Annotated in this window: 24 protein-coding genes, 1 riboswitch and 1 other annotated feature; of the genes, 1 reads left to right on the top strand and 23 read right to left on the bottom strand. The window is 39.2% G+C overall.

Annotated features, from left to right (window positions below):
• Positions 1-145: 145 nt before the first annotated feature.
• The 10 genes from JNUCC51_RS18105 to JNUCC51_RS18060 form a co-directional block, all read right to left on the bottom strand.
• Positions 146-649: a metallophosphoesterase gene (locus tag JNUCC51_RS18105; protein ID WP_337989141.1), complete on the bottom strand. Its 504-nt coding sequence runs from the start codon at positions 647-649 to the stop codon at positions 146-148.
• A 12-nt stretch (positions 650-661) separates the two neighbouring features.
• Entirely contained in the window at positions 662-1255 is a 594-nt protein-coding gene (locus tag JNUCC51_RS18100; protein WP_337989140.1) for an XTP/dITP diphosphatase, read from the bottom strand.
• A gap of 1 nt (position 1256) precedes the next feature.
• Positions 1257-2006: a ribonuclease PH gene (gene rph / locus JNUCC51_RS18095; RefSeq protein WP_337989139.1), complete on the bottom strand. Its 750-nt coding sequence runs from the start codon at positions 2004-2006 to the stop codon at positions 1257-1259.
• A 132-nt stretch (positions 2007-2138) separates the two neighbouring features.
• The gene (gene racE, locus JNUCC51_RS18090) at positions 2139-2936 is read right to left on the bottom strand and encodes a glutamate racemase (protein ID WP_337989138.1); all 798 of its coding nucleotides are present in this window, start codon (positions 2934-2936) and stop codon (positions 2139-2141) included.
• A 10-nt stretch (positions 2937-2946) separates the two neighbouring features.
• Positions 2947-3399, bottom strand: coding sequence for a MarR family winged helix-turn-helix transcriptional regulator (locus tag JNUCC51_RS18085; RefSeq protein WP_337989137.1), 453 nt, complete (start codon positions 3397-3399; stop codon positions 2947-2949).
• Positions 3400-3474: 75 nt separating this feature from the next.
• Positions 3475-3696 (bottom strand): helix-turn-helix domain-containing protein, encoded by a 222-nt coding sequence (locus JNUCC51_RS18080; RefSeq protein ID WP_004226437.1) that lies wholly within the window; start codon positions 3694-3696, stop codon positions 3475-3477.
• Positions 3697-4251: 555 nt separating this feature from the next.
• Positions 4252-4710: an acyl-CoA thioesterase gene (locus JNUCC51_RS18075; protein ID WP_337989136.1), complete on the bottom strand. Its 459-nt coding sequence runs from the start codon at positions 4708-4710 to the stop codon at positions 4252-4254.
• A 393-nt stretch (positions 4711-5103) separates the two neighbouring features.
• The gene (sdhB, locus tag JNUCC51_RS18070) at positions 5104-5883 is read right to left on the bottom strand and encodes a succinate dehydrogenase iron-sulfur subunit (RefSeq protein ID WP_337989135.1); all 780 of its coding nucleotides are present in this window, start codon (positions 5881-5883) and stop codon (positions 5104-5106) included.
• 5 nt (positions 5884-5888) lie between these two features.
• Entirely contained in the window at positions 5889-7643 is a 1755-nt protein-coding gene (sdhA, locus tag JNUCC51_RS18065; protein WP_337989134.1) for a succinate dehydrogenase flavoprotein subunit, read from the bottom strand.
• Positions 7644-7710: 67 nt separating this feature from the next.
• Positions 7711-8325 (bottom strand): succinate dehydrogenase cytochrome b558 subunit, encoded by a 615-nt coding sequence (locus JNUCC51_RS18060; RefSeq protein WP_337989133.1) that lies wholly within the window; start codon positions 8323-8325, stop codon positions 7711-7713.
• Between the two features lie 272 nt (positions 8326-8597).
• Between JNUCC51_RS18060 and JNUCC51_RS18055 the strand changes: the two genes are divergently transcribed.
• A complete protein-coding gene (locus JNUCC51_RS18055; RefSeq protein ID WP_337989132.1) occupies positions 8598-9032 on the top strand; it encodes a YslB family protein in 435 nt (144 codons plus the stop codon).
• A 269-nt stretch (positions 9033-9301) separates the two neighbouring features.
• On the opposite strand, the gene JNUCC51_RS18050 is transcribed toward JNUCC51_RS18055, so the two are convergent.
• The 13 genes from JNUCC51_RS18050 to JNUCC51_RS17990 all read right to left on the bottom strand — a co-directional run bounded on the left by JNUCC51_RS18050 (position 9302) and on the right by JNUCC51_RS17990 (position 26866).
• Positions 9302-10561: a methyl-accepting chemotaxis protein gene (locus tag JNUCC51_RS18050; RefSeq protein ID WP_337989131.1), complete on the bottom strand. Its 1260-nt coding sequence runs from the start codon at positions 10559-10561 to the stop codon at positions 9302-9304.
• A gap of 127 nt (positions 10562-10688) precedes the next feature.
• Positions 10689-11915: an aspartate kinase gene (locus JNUCC51_RS18045; protein WP_337989130.1), complete on the bottom strand. Its 1227-nt coding sequence runs from the start codon at positions 11913-11915 to the stop codon at positions 10689-10691.
• A 223-nt stretch (positions 11916-12138) separates the two neighbouring features.
• Positions 12139-12317, bottom strand: a riboswitch (Lysine riboswitch).
• Between the two features lie 308 nt (positions 12318-12625).
• A complete protein-coding gene (uvrC, locus tag JNUCC51_RS18040; RefSeq protein WP_337989129.1) occupies positions 12626-14416 on the bottom strand; it encodes an excinuclease ABC subunit UvrC in 1791 nt (596 codons plus the stop codon).
• Positions 14417-14777: 361 nt separating this feature from the next.
• Positions 14778-15089: a thioredoxin gene (gene trxA / locus JNUCC51_RS18035; protein WP_134026666.1), complete on the bottom strand. Its 312-nt coding sequence runs from the start codon at positions 15087-15089 to the stop codon at positions 14778-14780.
• Positions 15090-15222: 133 nt separating this feature from the next.
• The gene (locus tag JNUCC51_RS18030) at positions 15223-16572 is read right to left on the bottom strand and encodes an amino acid permease (RefSeq protein ID WP_337989128.1); all 1350 of its coding nucleotides are present in this window, start codon (positions 16570-16572) and stop codon (positions 15223-15225) included.
• A gap of 58 nt (positions 16573-16630) precedes the next feature.
• Positions 16631-16864, bottom strand: a binding site (T-box leader).
• Between the two features lie 627 nt (positions 16865-17491).
• Entirely contained in the window at positions 17492-18469 is a 978-nt protein-coding gene (locus tag JNUCC51_RS18025; protein WP_337989127.1) for an electron transfer flavoprotein subunit alpha/FixB family protein, read from the bottom strand.
• 51 nt (positions 18470-18520) lie between these two features.
• Positions 18521-19294 carry an electron transfer flavoprotein subunit beta/FixA family protein gene (locus tag JNUCC51_RS18020; RefSeq protein WP_049667561.1) on the bottom strand — a complete coding sequence of 258 codons (774 nt, stop codon included), beginning with the start codon at positions 19292-19294 and terminating at the stop codon, positions 18521-18523.
• 117 nt (positions 19295-19411) lie between these two features.
• The gene (locus tag JNUCC51_RS18015) at positions 19412-20185 is read right to left on the bottom strand and encodes an enoyl-CoA hydratase (RefSeq protein ID WP_337989126.1); all 774 of its coding nucleotides are present in this window, start codon (positions 20183-20185) and stop codon (positions 19412-19414) included.
• A 14-nt stretch (positions 20186-20199) separates the two neighbouring features.
• Positions 20200-20781 (bottom strand): fatty acid metabolism transcriptional regulator FadR, encoded by a 582-nt coding sequence (fadR, locus tag JNUCC51_RS18010; protein ID WP_049667778.1) that lies wholly within the window; start codon positions 20779-20781, stop codon positions 20200-20202.
• A 206-nt stretch (positions 20782-20987) separates the two neighbouring features.
• Positions 20988-22679: an AMP-binding protein gene (locus tag JNUCC51_RS18005; RefSeq protein WP_337989125.1), complete on the bottom strand. Its 1692-nt coding sequence runs from the start codon at positions 22677-22679 to the stop codon at positions 20988-20990.
• Between the two features lie 433 nt (positions 22680-23112).
• A complete protein-coding gene (locus JNUCC51_RS18000; RefSeq protein ID WP_337989124.1) occupies positions 23113-23946 on the bottom strand; it encodes a hypothetical protein in 834 nt (277 codons plus the stop codon).
• Positions 23947-24064: 118 nt separating this feature from the next.
• Positions 24065-24478 (bottom strand): DUF350 domain-containing protein, encoded by a 414-nt coding sequence (locus JNUCC51_RS17995; protein WP_337989123.1) that lies wholly within the window; start codon positions 24476-24478, stop codon positions 24065-24067.
• A 21-nt stretch (positions 24479-24499) separates the two neighbouring features.
• Positions 24500-26866 carry an endonuclease MutS2 gene (locus JNUCC51_RS17990; RefSeq protein WP_337989122.1) on the bottom strand — a complete coding sequence of 789 codons (2367 nt, stop codon included), beginning with the start codon at positions 26864-26866 and terminating at the stop codon, positions 24500-24502.
• Positions 26867-26882: the final 16 nt, after the last annotated feature.

The raw sequence follows: 26882 nt of genomic DNA, 5'->3' as shown, positions 1-26882 counted from the left end.
TTATCTCCTTTGTTACGTTTATCTTTATTTTTTCTACTTCATCATAAACAATTCATAGCCATTTTTACCAATTCATCTTCACCGATCGGTCCTGGATAAAACAAAAAACGCTTAAAGTTTCTAAAACTTAAGCGCTTTTGTTACATCATTTTCGCATAAACTTGTGGCTGGAAATACAGCTATTATCATCCGTAAAGAACTTTACTTCAAAATACGTGTCCTCAGCCTCAACAATGGCGAAGCTTTTTTCTTTACGACCACGAGGTTTTAATAAGCTCCCCGGATTTAAAAATAACACATCATCAATCATTTCCGCCCCAAGTATATGAGAGTGACCAAAGCACGCAATTTGTGCGTTTACCTCTTTGGCACGATATGATAATGACAAGATTGAAGTTTTAACATTGAATAAATGGCCATGTGTTACAAAGAGTGTGACGTCCTCTAAATCGAATATTACCTCATCAGGGAAGGCTTTATCGATGTCACAATTTCCGCGTACTTTATTCATGCCATCCAATGCTTCATGCGAGAAAGGAAGCTCACTATCTCCACAATGAATGAAAGCATCAATCTCTGGGTAAAAGCCACGAACTTTTTCAATCACATTACTATCGCCATGTGTATCACTCATGACCAGTATTTGCATGGATATCACCTCTTATTTTATAAGATTAGGTAATTGTTCCTTCAACTTACGAATAGCATTCCCGCGGTGGGAAATTGCCCCTTTTTCATCGGCTGTTAGCTCTGCCATCATACGGTTTAAGCTTGGTACAAAGAAGATTGGATCATAACCAAAACCATTTGTACCACGTTTTTCGTGTGCAATAACACCTTCACATGTACCAAAAACTGTTGTCGTTTCAAAACCAGGCCCTGCAATAGCAATGCAACAGCAGAAACGTGCTGTACGGTTTTCATCTTCGACATTTTTTAGGTTTTCTAATAGTTTAACCATGTTTGCTTCATCATCATGATCACCAGCATAACGTGCGGAATAAACACCTGGTTCACCATTTAATGCATCAACAGCTAAGCCACTATCATCAGCAATAACAATTGTGTTTAGTTCTTTTGCCAATGCTTCTGCCTTTAAGATTGCATTTTCCTCAAAGGTAGTGCCTGTTTCTTCTATTTCCATCTCTGGGGCAACATCAAACATCGTTACTACTTCATAGCCAAGTGGACCAAATAACGCTTCGAAATCTTTTGCTTTTCCTTTATTTTTAGTTGCAATGACTACTTGTTTCATGTTATTCATTTCCTCCCACTTTGTTAGCCAATTCACCTAGTGTCTCTTTTTGAAGTGCAATCAATTGTTGAATGCCCGCTTCACCTAACGCCAGTAGTTCATTTAACTCTTCACGAGAGAAGGTTGCTTCTTCACCTGTCCCTTGTAGCTCAACAAATCGTCCTGCTCCTGTCATTACGATATTCATATCTACAGCAGCAGCAACATCTTCAACGTAGTTTAAGTCTAAAATTGCTCCGTGATCCTCTACAATACCAACACTTGTTGCAGCTAAATAGTCTGTCACCGGGAATTTAGTTAATTGTTTTTCTTCTGCAAGCTTAGCAATTGCTTGCGTCATCGCTACAAATGCTCCCGTTATTGAGGCTGTACGTGTCCCTCCGTCTGCTTGAATCACGTCGCAGTCAATCCACACAGTGCGCTCACCAAGTGCTTCTAAATCAACGACAGCACGTAATGCACGACCGATTAATCGTTGGATTTCCATTGTACGGCCATTTACTTTGCCTCGAGATGATTCACGTGCTGTACGCTGTGCTGTTGCACGAGGTAGCATTGAGTATTCTGCAGTGATCCATCCTTTGCCTTGTCCACGTAAAAATCCAGGAACTTTCTCCTCAATCGTTGCTGTGCAAATTACTTTTGTATTGCCTACTTGAATTAACACTGAGCCTTCTGGGTGCAATAAATACTCACTATCTATTTTCACAGGACGCAGCGCATCTACATTTCTTCCATCAAATCTTGTCATAATTTTCGTTCCTCCTAAAAACTTTCGCGCACTCATCTTAACATAATTTTCACCTTCAAAAAAGTGCCCTGTCCCTTATGTATAATGCTAAAAACGGCAAAAATCAGCCTAGCACCTAGCTAAGCTGATCTTTTATTTTAATGTCATACGTTTTATATGGAGAGTACCTTGCTCAAGCCAACTTTCAGCAATTGAACGGAAAATCGGTACTGAACCAGTTGCATAAAATTTATGGGCAGGCACAGCGTCTGGATCAGCCAAAGTGCCATTATATTCAAGCATTTCTTGAACATCCTTCGCTGTTTCCTCTGCAGAAGAAAGGACAAAAACTTCTTCTCCTACAACAGCTTCAATTTGTTTTTGCAAAATTGGATAGTGCGTACATCCTAATATGACCGTATCAAATTGTTCATTTATCAACGGTTTTAAGCCTTCTGCTATTAATTTATTTGCAAATTCACCTTTATATTCGCCACTTTCTACAAGTGGTACGAATGTTGGACAAGCCAGCGGAATTATATGAGTTGACGTATTCAATGATAGTAAGGCTTCCTCATACGCCCCACTTTTAATTGTTCCTTCTGTTGCAAGCACAACGACTTCATGTCGCTTCGTTTTCTTTACAGCTGCACGTGCGCCAGCATTAATAACGCCTAGTACCGGAAAAGGCATATTTCTTTGTAAACTTTCGAGTGCTACTGCAGTCGCTGTATTACAAGCAATGACGAGCATTTTGATATTCATTTTTTCTAGTGCTTTTGCCATTTGCCAAGTGAAATTTCGTACTTCTTGACGACTTCTTGGACCATACGGACATCTTGCTGTATCACCAATATAATAGATCGTTTCATTTGGTAATAGTTTCATTATTTCTTTTGCTACGGTTAAACCGCCTACTCCTGAGTCAATAACGCCTATCGGGGCATTCATACTTTCCGCCTCAATCCTGTTTCATGTGTACATGTAGTTTTTCTAAATAGCTTGATAATTGCGCGACTTCTTGTTCGTTAAAACCAACAAGCTTCTCTTGCAAATATTGCTGTCTTTTTTCAATAACCTCTTGAATAATACGTTCGCCCTTCTCGAGAAGATGAACAACAACTACACGACGATCATTTTCGTCACGTACTCGCTTGACTAATTCATTTTTCTCCATTCGGTCCACTAAATCTGTTGTTGTACTAAAAGCTAAGTATAATCGATTTGACAGGTCGCCAATTGTTATATCTCCAAGCTCTTCTAACCACTGTAATGCAACAAATTGTGGCGGCGTAATCGCATATTGTGAAACAATCTCTCTTCCTTTTTGCTTCACAATCGCCGCTATATAGCGTAATTCCTTTTCAACCGTTGTAACGGTTTCAGGTGAGTGTTTTGTTACTTCATCCGACATATAACTATTTCACTCCTAAAAATACGTTGAATAGTTCTATTTTGTCGTTTTTTTTCTGAAATAGCAAGTGTCCATTTAGTCTAATTTGAATTCTTCTAAGCGTAACAGCTCAATTAACGCCTGAGATCGATTTGTTACACCTAACTTTTGAATTGTATTGGAAATGTGATTTCGCACTGTTTTTTCACTAATACCAAGTTGCTCTGCAATATCCCTCGTTGTTTTTTCAGCTAATAAAAGCGCAAATATTTCACGTTCTCGGTTCGTTAAAAGAGAACGATGATGAGAGCCATTCATTTTCAGTTACACCCTCCTCCCCCGCACGTATTGTAACTTATGTTAATGAATGGGGAGCGGTGACGGCTATTTTCATGAATATCCCGTGTTTCCTAAAAAAATTCGGAAATTAATTCCACCAATTAATGAATTTTATGTAAAAGTGGATCATCACCATTACGAGTGGTTGATATCAGTTCCGACTGGGCACTTTGTTGCTGACGCTTCGCTTTCGCGCAGAGCAGAGCTTCCTGGGGGCATCTGATAAGCCGCTTGGGCAAGCAGATGTTTTTTGCGCGAAAGCGTAGTGGTAACGTAGCGACAGCAACTACACAATGTTATCACGAAGGCATTATCACAGGACGTGATGGTTTTAGCCTTCGTTCCTCTATTGCTGATCCCCTAGGAGTCGCCCATTCTTCACTCTAATCAACTTATATATTACATACGTTTTAACAGTGTCATCCTCAACTTTTTGTGATGAGCTGAGCCGTAAAAAGTTCAATTTCAACCGTCGAGATCATTGTTTAAACTTCATTTCTCGGATAGGAATTTTTCGCAATCCTTTTCCAATACTTATATGAAAACCAAGCTTGCTAATTGAGTTTTTACTTCTTCAGATAGTGGCACACTCTTGCCAGTTCGAGGATTCATTTGCACTACCGTACCACGACCCGTAAAGCAAACTTCATCATGCTGGTTTTTCGCTAAGTAATGAATATCCAATGATGAGTTCCCTACTGTTGCTACCTTCGTATAAATTCTTAGCACATCATCAAAGAAAACTTGCTTCACGTAATCACACTGTAAATCGGCGACAATCGGAATCCCCTCTACATGTTCATCAATTGCAGAAGGCATTAGAATACCTAGATGATGAAAATAATCGATTCGTGCCTGTTCAAAATATGTAAAACTAACTGTATTGTTCATATGACCGTACATATCCGTTTCTGAAAAACGTACACGGACTTCAATAAAAAATGAAAAATCCTTTGCCCATTCCTGAAAATCTCCGATATAATTTGCTTTCATCTTAACCATCCCCCTAATTTTCATTCGCTTCTTCCAGAACAACAAATAGAATTAGCAGTCATAAATGAATATACATTCATTATAAAGGAAAACACAATATTATCATAGAAAATTCACATTTTCACTCGTTAAAACTCGTTTTCCATTAATCTCTTTTCTATTTTCGGGAAAATCGATTTTTTAATGCTGTATTGAAAACATCATATTTAGTTTATTACTCTTTCTTGAAAATGCCCCTATCTGAACTCCCTGTAGTACGAAACTTTTATGGTGAGTAGGATCAATCAATCATTTACGAGTAGTTATTCTATAAAATTATTTAATATTTTTCATAGAAAAAAACTCCCTTACACATTTAGTGTAAAGGAGTTTGGGAGTAAAGCTTGTACTATATTAGTCAACGTAGTGGTCAGAACCGAAGAAGTTACGGAACATTTGCACTGTAGTTGCACGGTTTAATGATGCGATAGATGTTGTTAAAGGAATACCTTTTGGACAAGCAGCCACACAGTTTTGTGAGTTACCGCAGTTTGCAAGGCCTCCATCACCCATGATTGCATTTAAACGTTCGTCTTTAATCATTGCACCAGTTGGGTGAGTGTTGAATAGACGCACTTGTGATAATGGTGCTGGTCCGATGAATGAAGCTTTTTCAGACACGTTTGGACATGCTTCCATACATACACCACAAGTCATACATTTAGATAATTCATAAGCCCATTGACGTTTACCTTCTGGCATACGTGGACCTTCACCTAAATCATAAGTACCATCGATTGGAACCCATGCTTTAACTTTTTTAAGTGCATTGAACATACGTTCACGGTCAACTTGTAAGTCACGAATAACTGGGAAAGTTTTCATAGGCTCAAGTTTAATTGGCTCAGTCAGTTGGTCAACAAGTGTTGAACAAGATTGACGTGGACGGCCATTAATAACCATTGAACATGCACCGCAAACTTCTTCAAGACAGTTCATATCCCAAGTTACTGGAGTAGTTTTTTCGCCATTTTCAGTAACAGGATTTTTTTGGATTTCCATTAAAATAGAAATTACGTTCATACCGTGACGGTAAGGCACTTGGAATTTTTGCCAGTAGCCATTGCCGCCTTTTGCGTCTTGACGTAAAACTTCCACTTTAACCATTCTTCCAGTATTAGCTGCGATATTCATAATTCTTAGTCTCCTTTCGCAGAGTAATCACGTTTACGTGGTGGAATTAATGAAACGTCAACTTCTTGGTACGTGATAATTGGATTACCAGTAGTTGGATCAAACTTCGCCATTGTTGTTTTTAAGAAGTTCTCATCATCACGGTTAGGGAAATCTGGTTTATAGTGTGCACCGCGAGATTCGTTACGTAATAATGCACCTTTTGTCATTACTTTCGCAAGGTAAATCATATTTTTCAACTGACGCGTAAAGTGAGCACCTTGGTTGCTCCATTTTTGTGTATCGTTGATGTTAATGTTTTCCCAACGTTTTTGGAATTCATCAAGTTTGTTTAATGTATCTTCAAGTTGGTCGTTATAACGTACTACTGTCATAGTAGCTGTCATCATTTCACCAAGCTCTTTATGAAGTAAGTAAGCGTTTTCTGTGCCATCCATTTTCATGATAGCTTCCCACTTAGCTTGTTCTTCTTGAACGCGTGCATCATAGATTTCTTGTGGAAGATCTTCAGCATGCTTTTTAAGATGTTTAACATAGTCTACTGCGTTTGGACCAGCAACCATACCACCATAGATAGCAGATAATAATGAGTTCGCACCAAGACGGTTTGCACCATGTTGAGAGTAATCACATTCACCTGCTGCAAATAATCCAGGAATTTCAGTCATTTGGTTGTAGTCAACCCATAATCCACCCATTGAGTAGTGAACCGCTGGGAAAATTTTCATTGGTAATTTACGTGGATCATCACCTACGAATTTTTCGTAGATTTCAATAATACCACCAAGTTTTACATCTAATTCATGTGGATCTTTATGAGAAAGATCTAGGTATACCATGTTTTCACCGTTGATACCTAATTTTTGGTTCACACAAACGTCGAAAATTTCACGTGTTGCAATATCACGTGGTACTAAGTTACCATATGCTGGGTATTTCTCTTCTAAGAAGTACCAAGGCTTACCGTCTTTATAAGTCCAAATACGGCCACCTTCACCACGAGCTGATTCTGACATTAGACGGTTTTTGTCATCTCCAGGAATAGCTGTTGGGTGAATTTGAATGAACTCACCATTCGCGTAAGAAGCACCTTGTTGGTAAACGATAGAAGCAGCAGAACCTGTATTGATTACAGAGTTTGTTGTTTTACCGAAGATAATACCAGGGCCACCAGTCGCCATAATTACAGCGTCTGCACGGAATGATTTAATTTCTTCTGTACGCATATCTTGCGCTACGATACCACGACAAACGCCATCAGGATCGACTACTGCACCAAGGAATTCCCAGTGCTCATATTTGTTAACTAAACCAGCTACTTCGTGAGAACGAACTTGCTCGTCTAGTGCGTATAGTAATTGTTGACCAGTTGTCGCACCAGAAAATGCTGTACGGTGGTGTAATGTACCACCAAAACGACGGAAATCAAGAAGACCTTCTGGTGTACGGTTGAACATTACACCCATACGGTCCATTAAATGAATAATACCAGGGGCTGCATCACACATACCCTTAACTGGTGGTTGGTTCGCTAAGAAGTCCCCACCATATACTGTATCATCGAAGTGAATCCAAGGAGAATCCCCTTCACCTTTTGTATTTACCGCACCATTAATTCCGCCCTGCGCACATACAGAGTGTGAGCGTTTTACAGGAACTAATGAGAATAAATCAACTTCAGTACCAACTTCAGCTGCTTTAATCGTTGCCATCAGACCAGCTAGACCGCCGCCGACAACAATTATTTTGCTTTTCGCCATGATTATTTCTCACTCCTCTTAAAAAATTGCAATGATTGCCATGTACTCTATAGTAGCTTCTATTAAATTAAGCAAAAGCTAAAATAGCAGCCACACCAACTACACTTAGAATTACGAAAATAATGTTTGTTACATAAGTAGCAACCTTTTGAGACTGAGGAGATTGTGTAATACCCCAGCTTACTAGGAATGCCCATAAACCGTTAGATAAGTGGAAAGTTGCTGATATAATACCAACAATGTAGAATCCAAGCATGAATGGATTCGATACGATATCTGCGATCATATTGAATTCAACATCTGCACCTAACGCTTTTTGGATACGCGTTTCGAAAATATGCCATGCAATGAAAATCACTAAGAATACACCAGTGAAACGTTGTAATGAGAACATCCAGTTACGGTATGTGCTGAAACGCCCTGTGTTTGGTGAAGCAGTGAATGCAATGAAGACACCATAGAATGCGTGGAACAGTAATGGGATATAAATAACTACCCACTCAATTACTAACAGAAGATTGTGTGGAATCAAATCCATCTTACCTACTGCATTATTGTAAGCTTGTTCACCACCAACAGCAGTGAAGTTCATTGACAAGTGGAACATCAGAAACAGACCTACTGGAATCACACCAAGTAGAGAATGTAAACGACGCCATAAAAACTCTCGATCTTTCGACAAGACTGTTACCCCCCTTAGTACTTAAAATAGCACAACAAAAGAAGTCATCATTTTGTAACTGATACTTCATTGACTGTGTATTTCATCATGGTACAATATTATGACATGTTTATTGTACTCTCAAGAGCTACGAGCGTCAAGGCAACCAAGAGTTTTTCACAATCCTTATTAAAGAAAGAATCTAGTACATGATGCATCGTTTTTTCTCGAAAAATCTATCTTTACTTTATCAGTGTCAAATTTTAAGAAAATTCTAAGAAAGAAGGATTTAAATGTTAAACACTTCATCCCCTACAATCTCACCATTTGGATATGAGATAATTCGCGATTATATTTTATCTTCCATCCTTGGTAAACATGAAGGTGATGTCCTTTATTGGGCAGGAAAAGACCTAGCACGGAAGTTCCCATGTAAAAGTCAAGATGAACTTATCGCATTTTTCGCAGATGCCTGTTGGGGTAATTTAGAGCTTATCAAAGAATCAAAAGATGGACGTATATTCCAGTTGACAAATGATCCAGAACTGATACAAATCGGTCTTCGTAGCTTTAGACTTGAAGCAGGATTTATAGCTGAGCAAATCCAGCAAGCAAAAGGTTATTTAACAGAATGCTATGATGAAAAACGTGAAAAGCAACAGCACGTTATATTTACAGTAAAATGGGACGTCAAAGAACGAATCATGAACACCGTTCCTACAGAATAAAACAAAAAGGATTGCCACCCTGAATTTATGGATGGCAATCCTTTTTTTGTATATTGTATATTAATAGAAGTTAATCGTAGCGTTTACTGGGCAACTCCTTAGAGATCAGCAATAGAGGAACGAAAGCTAAAACCATTACGTCCTGTGATAACCCCTTTGCGACCAACATCGGTACCGCTACCGCTTCGCTTTCGCGGAAAAAACATCTGTTGGCGAGACCCCACAGCGGAAATCAACCTCTCGTTATGCCCACGAATCCTTTTTTCTATTTATAGTTGAGCATGTCTTTCTTTTAATAGCACATCTATTAACGTAATAAATGCCTCCAAAATATTAAGTGAGTGTTGAATCATTTCTTCTATGTTATTAATTGACAGTTCATTCACTAATTTTTGTGCGGACATATGTACTAATTCATGTGGCTGTTCAATCTTACGATATTCTGGTAAATTCTGATATTCCTCAAAGTGTCCATAATACCATTTCCCAAACATACATTGATGATGCGTTTTTATCATTTCTTTATGACCAGCCTTTTGAATAGCATTTCGTAAAAAGCTAGCATGATCCATTAACCTTGCTGCCAACTGGCTAACTACGGTTTGCTCTGATGGTTTTCTAATTGTCGGCGCAATAGCTTTTAACATTTCAGATACTTGATTTTGGATTATATCCGAGAAGTCACTAGAATGTGATAATTCCATCGTTGTTTCCGCTAAACGACCTACAGCTATTACATTTTCTTCTGATGCAACTGTTATTTGATGAATGCCATGTGCTGCTTCTTCAATATTTCTACTTGATACAGTCAGATTAGCAATATTGTCCTTCATGATACTTAAAAAGTCAGTTAAATAATGTTCGACTTGTTTAATATTTGTTATTGTATTATGTAATTTCGTATCAATGACTGATCGAATCTTTGTCATTTCTTGCAATGAACCTTTCGAGCTACTGGCTAATTTCCCTACCTCCATCGCGACAACATTAAAGCCCTTTCCATGCTCACCAGCACGCGCGGCTTCAATTGAGGCATTTAAGGATAGTAGTTGTGTCTGATCGGCAATCCCGGTTACACTTTTACCGATATCATCCATTTTAATAATTTCTTCATACAACTGCTCTGTTGACTGAGCTCCTTTGGCCAGCAACTCGTGAACCATTTCACCTTTTGTAATGGAAGATTCCATTTCTTCAACAAGGAGTAACGAATGCTGTTTTATTTCTTGAATGTTTGCATTAACATTTTGCTCAACCGCAAGCATCTCTTCTGTATTTGACGACATTTCTTCACTCATCGCTGAAATATCCCCTACATTCGTTGAGACATTTTGAACCTTTAAAGCCGTTTGAAAATTAATTAACTCCATATGCGCTAGTACAAAGTCTAAAATCGCATTTTTCACATCAATGCTTTCCTGCTGAAGTTCCAATTCCAAAATTCGCTTTTTTAATATTTGTATTTCTAGATCGTTATCTCTCTCAACGATTTCATTCATTGGCTTTTGAAATAAACCGAATAATACCATACAAACTTCCACCTTCCCATTGGTAAAACATGTCACATTTTATTATATAACAATAGAATTGAATAAAATATTAAAATTGATGTGAACAAAAAAAGATGTGCCTCTTACTGACACATCCTCTTCAAAATTATATGTAAAGCGCTTGTTCTAAATTAAATTCATCATGTAATACATTTGCTGCATGGATCATTTCGTCCTGAGGTACAACGACAGACACTTTTATTTCAGACGTACTTACCATTTTTACAGGGATATCTTCACGACGTAGACGATCAAACATTCGAGCAGCTACCCCTGGATGTGATACCATTCCTGATCCAATGATGGAAACCTTTGCTAAACCAATTTCAAAATCAGCAAAACTAAACCCTAGTGATAATTTGCTATCTTCTAAAACACGTAATGCTTCAGCGAACTCTTCTTTTAAAATGGTAAATGATACAGTCGGCTTTAAACCATCAATTATTGCTTGTACGATTATATCGACGTTTATGCGATTTTCTGCAAGTATTGTGAAGATATCCGCTAACGAAGCATTAGAATAAGCATCATAACCAACCGTTAAGCGAATAACGTCTGACTCATAGGCAACACCACGTACAATTAAATTTTTTTCCATTTCAACTTCCTCCTTCAATAAAGTACCTACTGTATCTATTTCGCTCGACCTAATAACAACTGGGATTTGAAACTTTTTTGCTAACTCTACAGCTCTCGGGTGTAAAACTTGAGACCCTAAGTTTGATAGCTCTAGCATCTCATCATAGGAAATCTCTTTTAGCTTCTGTGCTCCAGCAACATGGCTTGGATCAGCTGTGTAGACTCCATCCACATTCGTGTAAATATCTACGCGCTCCGCCTTTAACTTTGCTGCAATTGCTATAGCCGAGGTTTCTGCCCCACCTTTACCAAGCGTCGTAATATTCCGTGAATTATCGATACCCTGTTCCCCCGCAACGATTACAATTTTCCCCTGTTTAAAATGCTTTTCTATTTGACTAGCATCAAGCTCATCAATGCGGGCATTGCTGTACATATCATCTGTTTGAATACCTGCTTGCCAGCCCGTTAATGACACTGCATCATATCCTTCTTCCTGCAAAGCAATTGACACTAACGTACTTGATAAGTGTGATGTTGTTGAAAATAGTGCGTCTAGTTCACGCTTAGATGCATTGTCTGATAAATCACGAGCCATCTTTGCTAATTCTTTAGCCATCCCCCTCATAGATGTAGTGACAACAACAACCTCAAAACCTCTTTCCTTTTCTGCAATCGCCTTTTTCGCAACATTTCGAATGTGTTCTGTTGATGCTAATGCAGCACTACCAAATTTCATCACAATTCTCGCCATCTTTATCATTCTCCTTCGCATTCAATCATTCCACTGATTATGAAGTAGCTATACTTTTGCAGCAAAATCAAAGTGACACTCACTTTCCTTTACTCCATTTTTTAACATCTCCTTTCAGGAAGGGGTAACTGCCCTGAAAAAGTTTGTTTCTAGAAAGCAAAAAAGGCAGCTCTCACATAACGTGAAAGCTGCCTATAACATGTACAATAAAAGTAACTTGCGCATGTGTGATAGCTCTCCGAAACGTTTAGATTCGACAGTCTTACATCTCTTAAATGTAAAACCAGCACAGCATCGGAAACAACGACGCTCCACTTCGGCAAGCTCCCCTTTCATACATTTTCACTGGACTTGTTCGCCCTCGAATATACTACTCTTGAACCTTGCACCTCTATCATCACTTAATAGTGATTGTATATAATTGAACCTTAGTGAAGAAATTTCCATTTTAATATGTAGAAACTACTAAAAAACTAAGGTGCCTATATAACATTGCTATATTGCAGAGCAATGTTATATACACCTTAGCATACGTCTAATTCTTTGACAATGTGTCTTGTTGAAAATCAATTTCGCCTTGGCTTAATTTTTGTTGCTGTCGCTTCGCTTTCGCACAGATAAATTGCCGCGTTCTTAGACTGAGTTCCTCTATTTCAGTAGGTGTTTGTACATCCACCGAAAAGGAATTCCATGTGCATTTCTCACCATCTTTAGAGATGGGAGTCTTCTACGGAATGAAAATAATCATAGATATTGCTAGCTAGATTAGCTGGCATTCCGGCTTCCTGTAATGCCTGCATACTTGCCTCACGAATTTTTTTGACAGAGCCAAAATGTTTGAGTAATTGTTGTTTTCGCTTCGGACCAATGCCTTCTATATTATCGAGGACAGATTGTATAGCATGCTTCTCGTGCTGCTGTCGTAAGAAGGTAATAGCAAAGCGGTGTACTTCATCCTGAATTCGTTGTAGTAAGTAGAATCCATCACTTGTTCGCTTTAACGCAATTACTTCAGGTGGATCACCAAATAGAAGCTGTGACGTATTATGCTTTTCATCTTTTGCTAATCCGGCAATTGGAATGACAAGACCGAGCTCATCCTCTAATACTTCTCGCGCGACTTCCATTTGCCCCTTTCCACCATCAATCAGTACTAAATCTGGTAAAGGTAGACCATCTTTTAAAACGCGTGTGTATCGACGACGTATTACTTCCTGCATTGCCCCGTAATCATCGTGCTTGGCGGCGGTACGTGTTTTGTATTTTCGATACTCCTTCTTTGCAGGTTTTCCATCGATAAATACAACCATTGCAGATACAGCATCTGTCCCATGCATATGACTATTATCGAAAGCCTCAATCCGTAAAGGCGTAGAAATGTTCATAGCTTCACCGAGCGCCTCACATGCTCCTATTGTGCGTTCTTCTTGACGCTCAATAAGCTGGAACTTCGCTGCTACAGCAATTTCAGCATTTTTTGTCGCTAATTCAACTAATTCTTTTTTTTGCCCACGTTTTGGAGTCAGTACCTTAACTTCCAGTAATTCCGTTAAAATTTCTGAATCAATGGTTTGTGGGATAAAAATCTCCTTAGGCTTAATGTGCTCTAGCTTATCGTAAAATCGTCCAACGAACGTTAAAAATTCCTCTTCTGCCTCTTGATAAATCGGGAAAATCGAGACATCTCGCTCAATGAGCTTTCCTTGACGAACAAAGAAAACTTGAACACACATCCAGCCCTTCTCGATGGCATAGCCAAATACATCGCGGTTAGTTGTATCACTTGAGACGATTTTTTGCTTTTGCATGACTGTATCGATATGTGCAATTTGATCACGAAATTCCTTTGCACGCTCAAACTCTAAATTTTCTGCGGCCGCTAGCATTTTTACTTCTAGCTCCTTTTTGACTTCCTCAACCCCACCATTTAAAAACTTTGTCATATCCTCAATCATATCGTGGTAAATTTCAGCATCTATATCCTTGACACAAGGAGCTAGACATTGCCCCATATGATAATACAAACAAACCTTGGTAGGGAGTTGTACACATTTTCGAAGAGGATATAAACGATCTAGCAGCTTTTTCGTCTCACTTGCTGCATATGCATTCGGATATGGACCAAAATATTTTGCCTTATCCTTTTTCACTTTTCGTGTTGTAATAAGGCGCGGGTGTTTTTCATTTGTAATTTTTAAATACGGATAGGTTTTATCATCCGTCAGCATAACATTGTACTTCGGATCATGTAGTTTTATAAGATTAAGCTCTAAAATTAAAGCTTCAATATTGGAAGATGTCACAATGTACTCAAAATCTTCTATTTCACCTACAAGCCTCTGTGTTTTCCCTTCATGCGAACCAGTAAAATACGAGCGCACTCGATTTTTCAGCACTTTTGCTTTCCCGACATAAATAATAGTTCCTTGTCGATCTTTCATCAAATAGCAGCCAGGCTGATCTGGTAAAATTTCAAGCTTTCGTTTTATTAAATCATTCATCGCCTACCTGCCCCCATTTTCTAAAAATAGCGTTCGCTTTTTCTCTATATTATATAACGAAAAAAAAGCCAAGCACATCTTATTGATGGCTTGACTCTTTTTTTCTTACAGGATCAATTATGCCTCGGCATAATTGCGTCCGGAATCGGCTTTGTGCTTGCACAAAGAACTCCTTTCCGATTCCGTGACATCCGCCGGAGGCTTTAGGCCAACACGAAGTTGGTCACTCAGTCGTTGCCACAGGACGTGGCGTTCTTAGACTGAGTTCCTCAATTTCAGCGGTGTTTGGACACCCCTGAAAAGAGCTTAAATTCGCATTCATCTCCCATCTGTAGAGGTGGGAGACTTGTGCTGAAATAAGTTAAGCATGTTTTGCGATAAACGCTTCTAACGCTTCTTTTGGTTGGAAACCAACTGTTTTATCTACTAATTCACCGTCTTTGAATAATAGTAATGATGGGATAGACATAATTTGGTATTCTGCTGCAGTACCTTGGTTGTTATCTACATCTACTTTTACAATTTTAGCCGCACTACCTGCAGCATCCATTTCTTCAAGAACTGGTCCAATCATTTTACAAGGTCCGCACCAAGCAGCCCAAAAGTCTACTAGTACTAACCCTTCTTTAATATCGTCTTGGAAAGTTGCATCTGTTGCATGTACAATTGCCATTTGAAATCCTCCTTAAACTTACTATGCTTGTAGTATATCATGGATAAATTCTCTAGAGCGAACAATCTGCCTACTATGCAAAATTTATGAAAAATAAGGTCGAAGAAGACATTATGTTGATTTGCAATTTACCTTAATTTTCATGATAACGACCTTTGAAGACATACGTTAACGTAATAAAAAGATAAATAGCTAATGTAATACCTGTTACGATAATCGATGTTGTAAAAATAATTCCAATTAGGATTGCACTTAACGCAATAATAGCGATCCAAGTTGTATAAGGGAACCATTTCACTGCATAGGCACTTGTTTTTTCTGGCTGTATTTTACGCGATTTTAGATGCGCAATCGCAATAATTAGCCAAATAAATAACACGGTATATCCAAGTGAACCCATTAGGAAATCAAATGTTTTGCTTCCCGCAAATAAAGAGAATATTACAGCTATATTTAAAGCTAAAGTACACATTAATATGGCATATACCGGAACTTTCCTTTTTGATAAATGTGCAAAGATTTTTGGAACACGCCCATCTACAGCTTGTGTATACAGAACTCGTGATGAACCATAAAGCCCCGAGTTCATTGATGAAATGATTGCCAGTAAAACAACAGCGTTCATAATATGGTCAGCACCAGGAATCCCAACCATTTTAAAGACCATCACAAACGGGCTTTCTGGCACCCCGTTTACTTCATTCCAAGGAATCAAGCTAACGATAATAAAGAATGGAACTAAATAAAAAGTCACAATACGTACTAGTGTACTGCGCACAGCTTTTGGCACTACTTTCTCAGGATTTTTCGTTTCAGCTAATGTAATACCAATAATTTCAGTGCCACCATAAGAGTAAATAACTACAAGCATTGCAGCAATCAATCCCATAGGTCCGTTCGGGAAGAAACCGCCATGCTCCGTTAAATTAGAAAAACCAACAGCTGCATGATTACCAAAAGTAACAAGCAATAAAATTAATCCGGCTATGATGAACACTACAATTACGGTAATTTTAATTAACGCAAGCCAATATTCTGTCTCAGCAAAAACTTTCACCGATAATAAATTAATAGCTGTAACTAACGCCGAAACAGATAATGCAAGTATCCAAATCGGGTAATCTGGCAACCAATATTGAATAAAAATGGCCGCAACTATAGATTCTGCAGCAATATTTAACACCCACATTTTCCAATAGATCCAATCTAGGAAATAAGCTGGATACTTTCCTAAAACAGCTTGCACTAAATCTCTAAATGTTCTGGCCTCGCTATTACGGACAGCCATCTCTGCTAAACCTTGCATAACAAATAGCAGGATGATCCCACCAATTAAGTACGCAATAAGTACTGACGGCCCTGCCATATCAATAGCTGCACTACTTCCTTTAAATAACCCTGCACCAATGGCACCACCTAAAGCCATCATCGTAATATGCCGTGAGGTCATCGTTCTTTTTAATCTCTGATTGTCTTTTTCCATTTCCTTACCTCCTAAAATCAAAAAAGGCATATCGTCTGTTCCTTCATTATCAAATGAAAGAAGAGACGATATGCCATAAGCAAACCGCGGTACCACTCTAATTGGTTCTTTAAGAACCCTGCTTAAAAACCTAATAACGAAGGTTAACCGTCCAACAAATAGAATATTCTGTAAATTCCATTTATCTTACCGCTCATAGGCAAGTTCAAAGTCTTATTGGACTGCGTCGCACCAACCCGCAGCTCTCTTTACCAAATAATGAGCTTTTACTACTCCTAATCTTTGCGTTTCTTTATAAAAATCAATTATGCCTCGGCATAATTGCGTCTGGAATCGGCTTTGCTTAGGCCTGCAAATGTTTTTTGTGCGAAAGCGTAGCGGCAGCAAAGTGTTTTTGTCTGTGCGAAAGCGAAGCGACAGCAACAACATGATGCAGGTCAGTTAGCCGTTATCGCATGGATGCGATGATTTTAGGCTAACATCCTTTATTGAACCCCTTTCCGATTCCGTGACATCCGCCGGAGGCTTTGGGCCAACGTGATGTTGGTCACTCAGTCGTTGCCACAGGACGTGGCGTTCTTAGACTGAGTTCCTCTATTTCAGCGGATGTCTTTTGTACCGAAAGCGTAGCGACAGGTACAGATGTTTGATCCGCTGAAAGAAGTTAAATTAATATTCATCACTATACGTTCTATAATTAATTATGTCAACATTTTATTTTGCGATAACTTTAAAAAATCAAAAAATTAGAACATAAAAAGGCGGGAAAGACACATCCTCCCCGCGATAAATCAAATATTAATTTCGCCTTGGCGTAATTGTGTCCGGAATTTGAATTGTGCCCGCACAATTCAAATTCCGGACATCTGCCAGAGGCTTTATCTTCATTCAGCAAATTTGCTGAATGAAGATAATTTAATTAGGCATTCACTTTTAATGCTTTAAATTCTTCGATTAAAAGAGGAACTACCTCAAATAAATCACCTACGATACCGTAGTCAGCAACTTTGAAAATATTTGCTTCTGGATCTTTATTAATCGCAACGATTACTTTTGAGTTTGACATACCAGCTAAGTGCTGAATTGCTCCAGAAATACCTGCTGCGATGTAAAGGTCTGGTGTTACTACCTTACCTGTTTGACCAATTTGAAGTGAGTAGTCACAATATTCAGCATCACATGCACCACGAGAAGCACCAACTGCACCACCAAGTAAATCCGCTAGCTCTTTTAATGGTTCAAAGCCTTCCTCAGATTTTACGCCACGGCCACCCGCTACAACTACTTTCGCCTCAGAAAGATCGACACCCTCTGAAGATTTACGTACTACCTCTTTAATGATTGTACGAAGGTTTGTAATATCTACAGAAATAGAAGTGATGTCACCTGATTTACCAGCTACTTTTTCTAATGGAGCAATATTATTTGGACGAACTGAAGCTAAAACTAAACCGTCTTTTACTTTAACTTTTTCAAAAGCTTTACCAGAGTAAATTGGACGGATGAATACAACATCATCGCCAGCACCTTCAATTGACGTTACATCAGATACAAGACCTGCTTGTAATTTACTTGCAATTTTTGGTGATAAATCTTTACCGTTTGCAGTATGACCAAATACGATACCAGTTGGCTTTTCTTCCTCAATTACTGCTAATAAAGCTTGACCATAGCCATCAGATGTATATTGTTTTAAATGTGGATGCTCTACCGTTACAACACGGTCTGCACCATATTCAAATAATGGACTTGTTAAGTCTGCTACAGCATCCCCTAAAAGAACACCTACAACCTCACCACCATCTGCGATTTGCTTTGCAGCTGCAATTGCTTCGAAAGAAACATTACGTAAGCTTCCTTCGCGAACTTCACCTAATACTAATACTTTTTTTGACATAGTATATTCCCTCCGTTACCCTTTAAGATTCGATTTGTGTCATCAGATGACTTAAACTACTTTCGCCTCTGTATGAAGTAGGTTTACTAACTCTTTTACTTGAGCAGAAAGTTCGCCTTCAAGAATACGACCTGCTGCCTTTTGAGCTGGTAAGAAAATATCGACTGTTTCTACCTTAACCTCTACATCATCTTCATCGATATCTAAATCATCTAATTCAAGTTCTGCAAGCGGTTTCTTCTTCGCTTTCATGATCCCTGGTAAAGATGGGTAACGTGGCTCGTTTAAACCTTGCTGAGCTGTTATTAAAAGTGGTAAAGATGTCTCGATAACTTCTGAGTCACCTTCAATATCGCGTACAATTTTCGCAGATGTTCCGTCAATCTCAAGTTTTGTAATTGTTGTTACATAGTTAATACCTAGTAAATCTGCAACACGAGGTCCTACTTGACCAGAGCCTCCGTCAATTGCAACGTTTCCTGTTAAAATTAAATCAGCATCTTTATCTTTTAAATATTCAGCCAAAATATATGCTGCTGCATTTTGATCTAGTTCATCTAGATCGTCTTCTGTATTAATAAGAACTGCTTCATCTGCTCCCATTGCAAGAGCTGTGCGCAATTGCTTCTCTGTATCTTCTCCACCAATTGACACAACTGTCACTTTACCGCCAGCAGCGTCACGTACTTGGATTGCCTCTTCAATTGCATATTCATCGTAAGGATTTATGATGAACTCAGCGCCATCCTCTTGGATTTTACCACCCGACACAACAATTTTTTCTTCTGTATCAAACGTACGTTTAATTAATGCAAAAATATTCATATATCCATACCTCCTGCAACGTTTTTTATTTCTAAGTAAACTTATAAATATTATATATTTTCAGTGTCGATAACGTCGATAACACTCTTTCAAGTCGCTATCGACACTGATGGAATATTATTTGCCAGTAAACACAGGCTCACGTTTTTCGATAAATGCTTGAATTCCTTCTTTTGCATCTTCCGAAACGAATACTGTGCCAAAGGATTGTGCTTCTGCCTCGATACCTTCATAAAATGAAGCATGCTTAGCATATTGCAATGTTTGAATAGCTGCTTTTAAAGCAACTGGGCTCTTCTTCGCAATTTTCTTCGCTACCTTTAGCGTTTCTTCCAATAATGCTTCATCTGTAAATGCACGATTCGCTAAACCCCATTGTACAGCTTCTGTACCAGAAATCGGCTCACTTGTAAACATCATTTCTGCAGCTTTTGCAACCCCTACATATCGTGGTAGACGTTGTGTACCTCCGAAACCTGGAATAAGACCTAATTGTAATTCAGGTAGTCCTAATTTCGCAGATTCTGTCACAAAGCGCAGATGACAGCTCATCGCTAATTCAAGGCCCCCTCCTAGTGCAGCACCATGAATTGCAGCAATAATAGGTTTAGAGAACGATTCAACTCGCTCAAAAACTTGTTGACCATTGCTCGCTAGCTTTGAAAATTCATCACCAGATGTAACTTCTGTAAATTCTTTAATGTCTGCACCAGCTGAGAAGAAACGACCTTCGCCATGAAGTACAAGGACACGTACAGTGTCATCATTTTCTACTTCATCTAGCACAGCATTTACTTCAGCAATAATTCCGCGAGATAATGCATTTGCTGGCGGGCGTGCAATTGTAATAATCGCTACTCCATCCTCTGCTTTCCAACTTAGAAATTCCATTTCTCCACATCCTTTTAAGCTTTAATTCCGTTCAAGATTAATGCCTGAACTTTTGGAACCTGTTCTATCAAATCATATCGATATTCATTCATGACCCACGATGTAATGGTTTCATCAATTGTTCCAAATACCATTTGACGCGCCAAGCGTACATCCATCGTTTGATTGAACTCACCTGACAGCATACCCTCGATTAAAATTTGATCAAGTAATTGTAAATACTCTCTTAACACCGAATTGATCTTTAGTCGTAAATCTTTATTCGATTGTCGTAGTTCCAATTGTGTGACGGTTGCTAGGTATCGATCTGTCGCTAGAACATTAAAATGATTTTCAATCATTCGTGAAAGTTTGTCCTTAGACGTACTTCCATTTTCTATTATATCTTGTAATGACTCTACAAAAACAGCCATTTTTTCATTAAAGACAGAAATTAATATATCTTCTTTATTTTTAAAATATAAATAGATTGTTCCGTCGGCCACCCCTGCCTGTTTAGCAATCTTCGATACCTGTGCTTGGTGATACCCATTTTCTGCAATAACTATGACAGCTGCATCAATAATCTGCTTATATTTTGGCTTATCACGTTTCACTTCTATATCACCACCTAAAAAAACTTGCACACGTCTTAATTCATGCTTAATACATGATGTCATCCTTCAATGACCAGCCATTTCAAACTTAAATATTGTAAGGATATGACGTGGTAAACTAAAAAAATATGAAAATATGAATGGTCATTCATTCATATTTTCATATTATAATTTACATCTTTGCTTGTCAATACTTTATCACGTATTTATTTCGCTTCTTTATTCACCAATTTTGTTTTTTCTTCATCAACTAATGCTCGACGCAAAATTTTTCCAACAGCAGTTTTCGGTAACTCATCTCTAAACTCATAATAACGAGGAACTTTGAAAGCAGCTAAGTTTTGACGGCAATATTTATTTAATTCGTCTTCTGTAATCGAATATCCTTCTTTTAAAACAATATAAGCTTTTACTGTTTCTCCACGATAGGGGTCAGGTATACCCGCAACTACACATTCTTGAATTTCCTCGCGCTCGTATAGTACTTCCTCTACCTCACGAGGGTAAATATTAAAACCACCTGCGATAATAATATCTTTTTTACGGTCAACTACATAGAAATAGCCTTCCTCGTCCATATAGCCAAGATCACCTGTTAAAAACCAGCCATCTACAAATGTTGCTGCTGTATCCTCAGGGCGATTCCAATAGCCTTTCATAACCTGTGGACCCTTTACAGCTATTTCTCCAACCTCACCGACTGGAAGCTCCTCAGCATCTCCTGTACGCAAAATTATTGAATCCGTATTTGGCCAAGGTAATCCAATCGATCCCATGACACGCTTACCCCAAATAGGTGTTGCATGTGTCACAGGAGAAGTCTCTGTCAATCCAAATCCTTCTACAAGTTTCCCCCCTGTTACCGCTTCAAATCTCTCCTGCACTTCTACTGGCAATGAAGCGGATCCACTTATGCATGCTTTGATGGACGATAAGTCGTACTTTGCAATATCAGGGTGATTTAATAAACCAATATATAAAGTCGGTGCACCTGGGAATAGTGTTGGTTTTTGCTTATCAATCGTTTTCAACGCTGTCTCCGCATCAAATTTTGGTAATAACACCATTTTATTTTCCGTGAATACGGATAATAAAATAACAGCCGTCATTCCATAAACATGGAAGAATGGCAGTATGCCCATAATGGTTTCCTCACCATGTACACATTTATACATCCACGCATCACACATTGTTGTATTAGCAATTAAGTTTTTATGGGTCAACATTACACCCTTAGGGAAGCCAGTCGTTCCACCGGTATACTGAAGCAGTGCTACGTCCTCTTCAAAATCAAATGGAATATCAATCATTTTGATAGGCGAAGAGCGCATAATTTCTGTAAATAAATGATTTTGACCACTATGTTCAACCTTTACACTAAAACCGTACTGCTTTTTTTGAATATAGGGATAAACTAAATTTTTAGGGAATGGTAAATAATCTTTAATAGCCGTGACAATTACATTTTCAAGTGCCGTTTCTTTTATGATTTTCATAACACGTGGATACAAAATATCCATCAATAAAATAACTTTCGCACCTGAATCAGCCATTTGATATTGAAGTTCACGCTCAGTATAAAGTGGATTTGTTTGTACGACAATCGCTCCAGCATACATTGCCCCGTAGTAAGCGATTACACTTTGCGGAGAGTTTGGCAGCATAATAGCTACTCGATCTCCCTTCTCTACTCCTAGGGCTTGTAAATAGTTTGCGAACCTTAGCGCTGACTCATATAGCTCAGTGTACGTCAAATCCTTTCCCATAAAATGGATCGCAACTTTAGATGGATTCTTTTTATAGGCACGTGTCAAAAACTCTTGCACAGGAATTTCCTCAAACGTTAAAGACGATGGTACTTCTTCAGGATAATTTTTTAGCCATGGTTTTACTGTCATACGTCCTCTCCCCTTTGTCCCAAACTTTGTAAACTCTTATTTTAATTATAATGAAAAAGAATTACTCTTTCAAACACTAAAATAGAAAATAAATGTATTTTCGATTAATTATTATGCATTTAACAACATTTATATAACTATATTCCTCAAGGTTTTGGATCGATACACCTTATGAATACTCATTCATTCTTTCTTTTTTTATGGACAAGTCTGAGCCCATATTTCTATATTCCAAAAATAATCTTTAAATGATAGCTTTTCAGATAGATGAAGGAATATTAATAGGTTTTAGTAGTATTTTATGTTGGTTTGAGGTGAGGGGGATGCGACTTATGATTTTTTTCGAGGGTATTGAAGTTTTTTTTGGAGCGATTATACACCCAGCCTGAGTAGTATCTTTACGGACTGGAGCAGTTCTTCACTTTTTGCGTCGTTATGGCTCTTCCTTCCGTCGCTTTTGCTCTCCTATCCGTCGCTCTGGCTTCTTTCCTTCTCTTCGCTTCCTTGCGTCGCTCTGGCTTCCTTCCGTCGCTCTGGCTCTTCTTTCCGTCGCTTCGGCTCTTCTTTCCGTCGCTTCGGCTCTTCCTTCCGTCGCTCTGACTCTTCTTTCCGTCGCTTCGGCTCTTCTTTCCGTCGCTCTGACTCTTCTTTCCGTCGCTCTGGCTCTTCTTTCCGTCGCTTCGGCTCTTCCTTCCGTCGCTTCGGCTCTTCCTTCCGTCGCTCTGACTCTTCCTTCCGTCGCTCTGGCTTCCTTCCGTCGCTTCGGCTCTTCCTTCCGTCGCTCTGATTCTTCTTTCCGTCGCTTCGGCTCTTCCTTCCGTCGCTTCGGCTCTTCCTTCCGTCGCTTCGGCTCTTCCTTCCGTCGCTTCGGCTCTTCCTTCCGTCGCTTCGGCTCTTCCTTCCGTCGCTTCGGCTCTTCCTTCCGTCGCTTCGGCTCTTCCTTCCGTCGCTTTTGCTCCCCTATCCGTCGCTCTGGCTTCTTTCCTTCTCTTCGCTTCCTTCCGTCGCTCTGACTCTTCTTTCCGTCGCTTCGGCTCTTCTTTCCGTCGCTCTGGCTCTTCTTTCCGTCGCTCTGGCTCTTCTTTCCGTCGCTCTGACTCTTCCTTCCGTCGCTCTGGCTTCCTTCCGTCTCTGCGGCTCTTCCTTCCGTCGCTTCGGCTCTTCCTTCCGTCGCTTCGGCTCTTCCTTCCGTCGCCCGGACTCTTCTTTCCGTCTCTAGCTTCCCGAGCTTTTCTTCTCCGTATCCATTATTATGAAAAAAACGCATCCTCATAAAAGGATGCGTTTTTTGCTTAAACGGTCATCATATAATAGACACCGACTGCCAAAAATGCGATGCAAACAATGATTAGTATTTTTGCTAATTTTTCCATGTCATTACACTCCTATGCAATACTTGCCCCAATAACAAACGATAGACCGAGTGAGATTGTAAAGGAAATGAAACCGACTGAGCGATTATCATTTGCGATTTCTTGATCGACATTAAAACGTGGGGTCATAAATTCAAATAAGAAATACGCCACAATAAGTAATGTAAAACCAAAGAGTCCCCAGGCAATCATTTCACTTAGAGTGCTATGGCGCGCAATGGAAAAGCGAAAAATATTACAGATCCCCAATATTTTCCCACCTGTTGCGAGTGCCACAGCGATATTACCTTTTTTTATTTCTTCCCAATTTTTGTATTTCGTAACGACTTCGAACAATGCCATCGAGACGACTAAACATAACACAACAACACTAAAATATCCTGCCGTTTCGATAATTGGATATCGCCAAAAGCTAGAATTCAGCATTTTCTCCGTCCCCTTTACTGCTTATTTCAATTCCACAACTGTGACGCCTAAGCCTCCCTCGCCGGCCTCACCAAAACGGAACGATTTTACACGCTTATGCTTTTTCAAATAGCTTTGAATTCCCTGACGTAATGCACCTGTACCGACACCATGAATAATTGATACACGCCCATAGTTAGCAAGTAAGGCATCATCAATATATTTTTCCGTACGTATGATAGCATCTTCATATCGTTCACCGCGTAAATCTAATTCTAATTTTACATGGCTATTACGATTTTTCACACCCGCAATACGTTGCACAGGTTCTTTTTCTGGTTTAATGTACTCTAGATCACTATCCGAGATTTTCATTTTCAAAATACCCATTTGGACAACCCATTCAGAATTCGATACTTTTTCGAGCAGAGTACCTCGTTGTCCATAGCTTAACACCTTTACCTCGTCTCCGACAACTAAGTTTTGTGCACGTGCTTTAACTTGTGCCGCTTTTTTCAGCACTTTATTGTTTTCAAGCGGTGTAGCTTCTTCTAGTCGTTTACGAGCTTCGATGAGCTCATGCTCCTTGACAACTTGGTCTGCATTTTTGCGCATTTCACGAAGCTCCGCAATAATTGATTCTGCTTCACTTTTTGCTTCATCAACAATTTTACGTGCCTTTTCTTTTGCTTTTTTATCGAGTGCTTCTTTACGTTCCTCGTAAGCTTGTAGTTTTCCTTGCAGCTCTTTACGAAGTTCTTCAGACTCCATTAGTAATTCATGAGAGCGTTCAGCATCATCTTCTGATTGGCGACGAGTCTCTTCTAATGATGCAATCATTGACTCTACCTCATGGCGATCTGTACCTGTAAAGCTTTTCGCACGGTCAATAATTGATTCTGGTAAGCCAAGGCGACTTGAAATTTCAAATGCATTGGAGCGGCCTGGTACACCGATAAGTAGACGATATGTTGGACTTAATGTCTCAATATCAAACTCTACACTTGCATTTGCCACTCCTGGGCGATTATAGCCGTATGCTTTTAGTTCAGGATAGTGCGTCGTTGCCATAACGCGGGCGCCACGACCATGTACTTCATCTAAAATTGAGATGGCCAGAGCTGCCCCTTCTTGAGGATCTGTACCAGCACCTAATTCATCAAATAGAACTAGTGACTCGTAATCAAACTTTTGTAAAATATCTACTATGTTGACCATATGAGAAGAGAACGTCGACAGTGATTGCTCAATTGACTGTTCATCTCCAATATCCGCAAAAAGTTGCTTGAAAACAGCAAGCTCTGATCCATCAAGTGCAGGCACTGGTAACCCTGCTTGTGCCATTAAAGTACACAGTCCAACTGTTTTTAAAGTTACAGTTTTACCACCAGTGTTTGGTCCTGTAATGACAATTGCCGTAATGTCTTTCCCAAATTCAATATCGTTAGGAACTGCTGTTTCAATTGGTAAAAGTGGATGACGTGCACGCACAAGTCGAATATAGCCGTCGTTATTCATTTTAGGCATTGTGCATTTGTTCGCTTGACCGTATTTGCCTTTAGCTAAAATGACGTCAATCTCACCTAATACCTTTACTAAGTTAAATAAATCCGGAGCTACTTCCTCTACCATTGCACTTAAGGCAAGTAAGATACGTTCAATTTCAGCGTGCTCTTTCATTTTTAATCGATGAATTTCATTATTCGCTTGTACAATCGAATCTGGCTCGATAAATAACGTTTGGCCAGAAGATGATTGGTCATGCACAATTCCACCATAATGATGACGATACTCTTGCTTAACGGGAATAACAAAACGGTCATTACGTATCGTTACAAGAGTATCTGAGAGCATTTTTGAAGCATTGCTCCCGCGTATAAGGCTTTCCAGCTTAGAGCGTACTTTAGCCTCCTCTGCGCGCAAAGATTGGCGAATTGAACGCAAAGTTTGGCTTGCAGAATCTAGTACAGAACCATTGTCATCAATACAGTTATTAATTTCATGCTGCAAGCCTGTCAATACAGGCATTGCCTCCTTTTTGGCGATGAAATGAGGAATTTCAATTACATCTTCTGATTCTATATCTTCAATGAAATTGCGAAGAATTCTACTAGCTCGAATCGTACTTGAAATTTCCATTAATTCCATCGCTGCAAGCATGCCGCCGATTTGTGCACGCCTTGCAGCCGGTCGCACATCAAAAATTCCACCCATCGGCACATTGCCTTTAACACGTAAAATGGATAGTCCTTCATCCATTTCTTCTAATAATTGCACAACTTTTTCATAGTCTGTCTGTGGTACAAGCTCATCAACCGCTGATTTACCGATTGAAGAAGTACAGTATGTAGCCACTTGCTGACGTACTTTATCATATTCTAGTGTTTTCAATGCGCGTTCTGCGATCACTGAGAACACCTCCTCA

Origin of the sequence: Lysinibacillus sp. JNUCC 51 (assembly GCF_015999525.1) — a bacterium.
GTDB classification, from domain to species: domain Bacteria; phylum Bacillota; class Bacilli; order Bacillales_A; family Planococcaceae; genus Lysinibacillus; species Lysinibacillus xylanilyticus.
The sequence above is the reverse complement of the archived record's forward strand: the minus strand, read 5'-3'. Positions and strand labels throughout refer to the sequence as shown.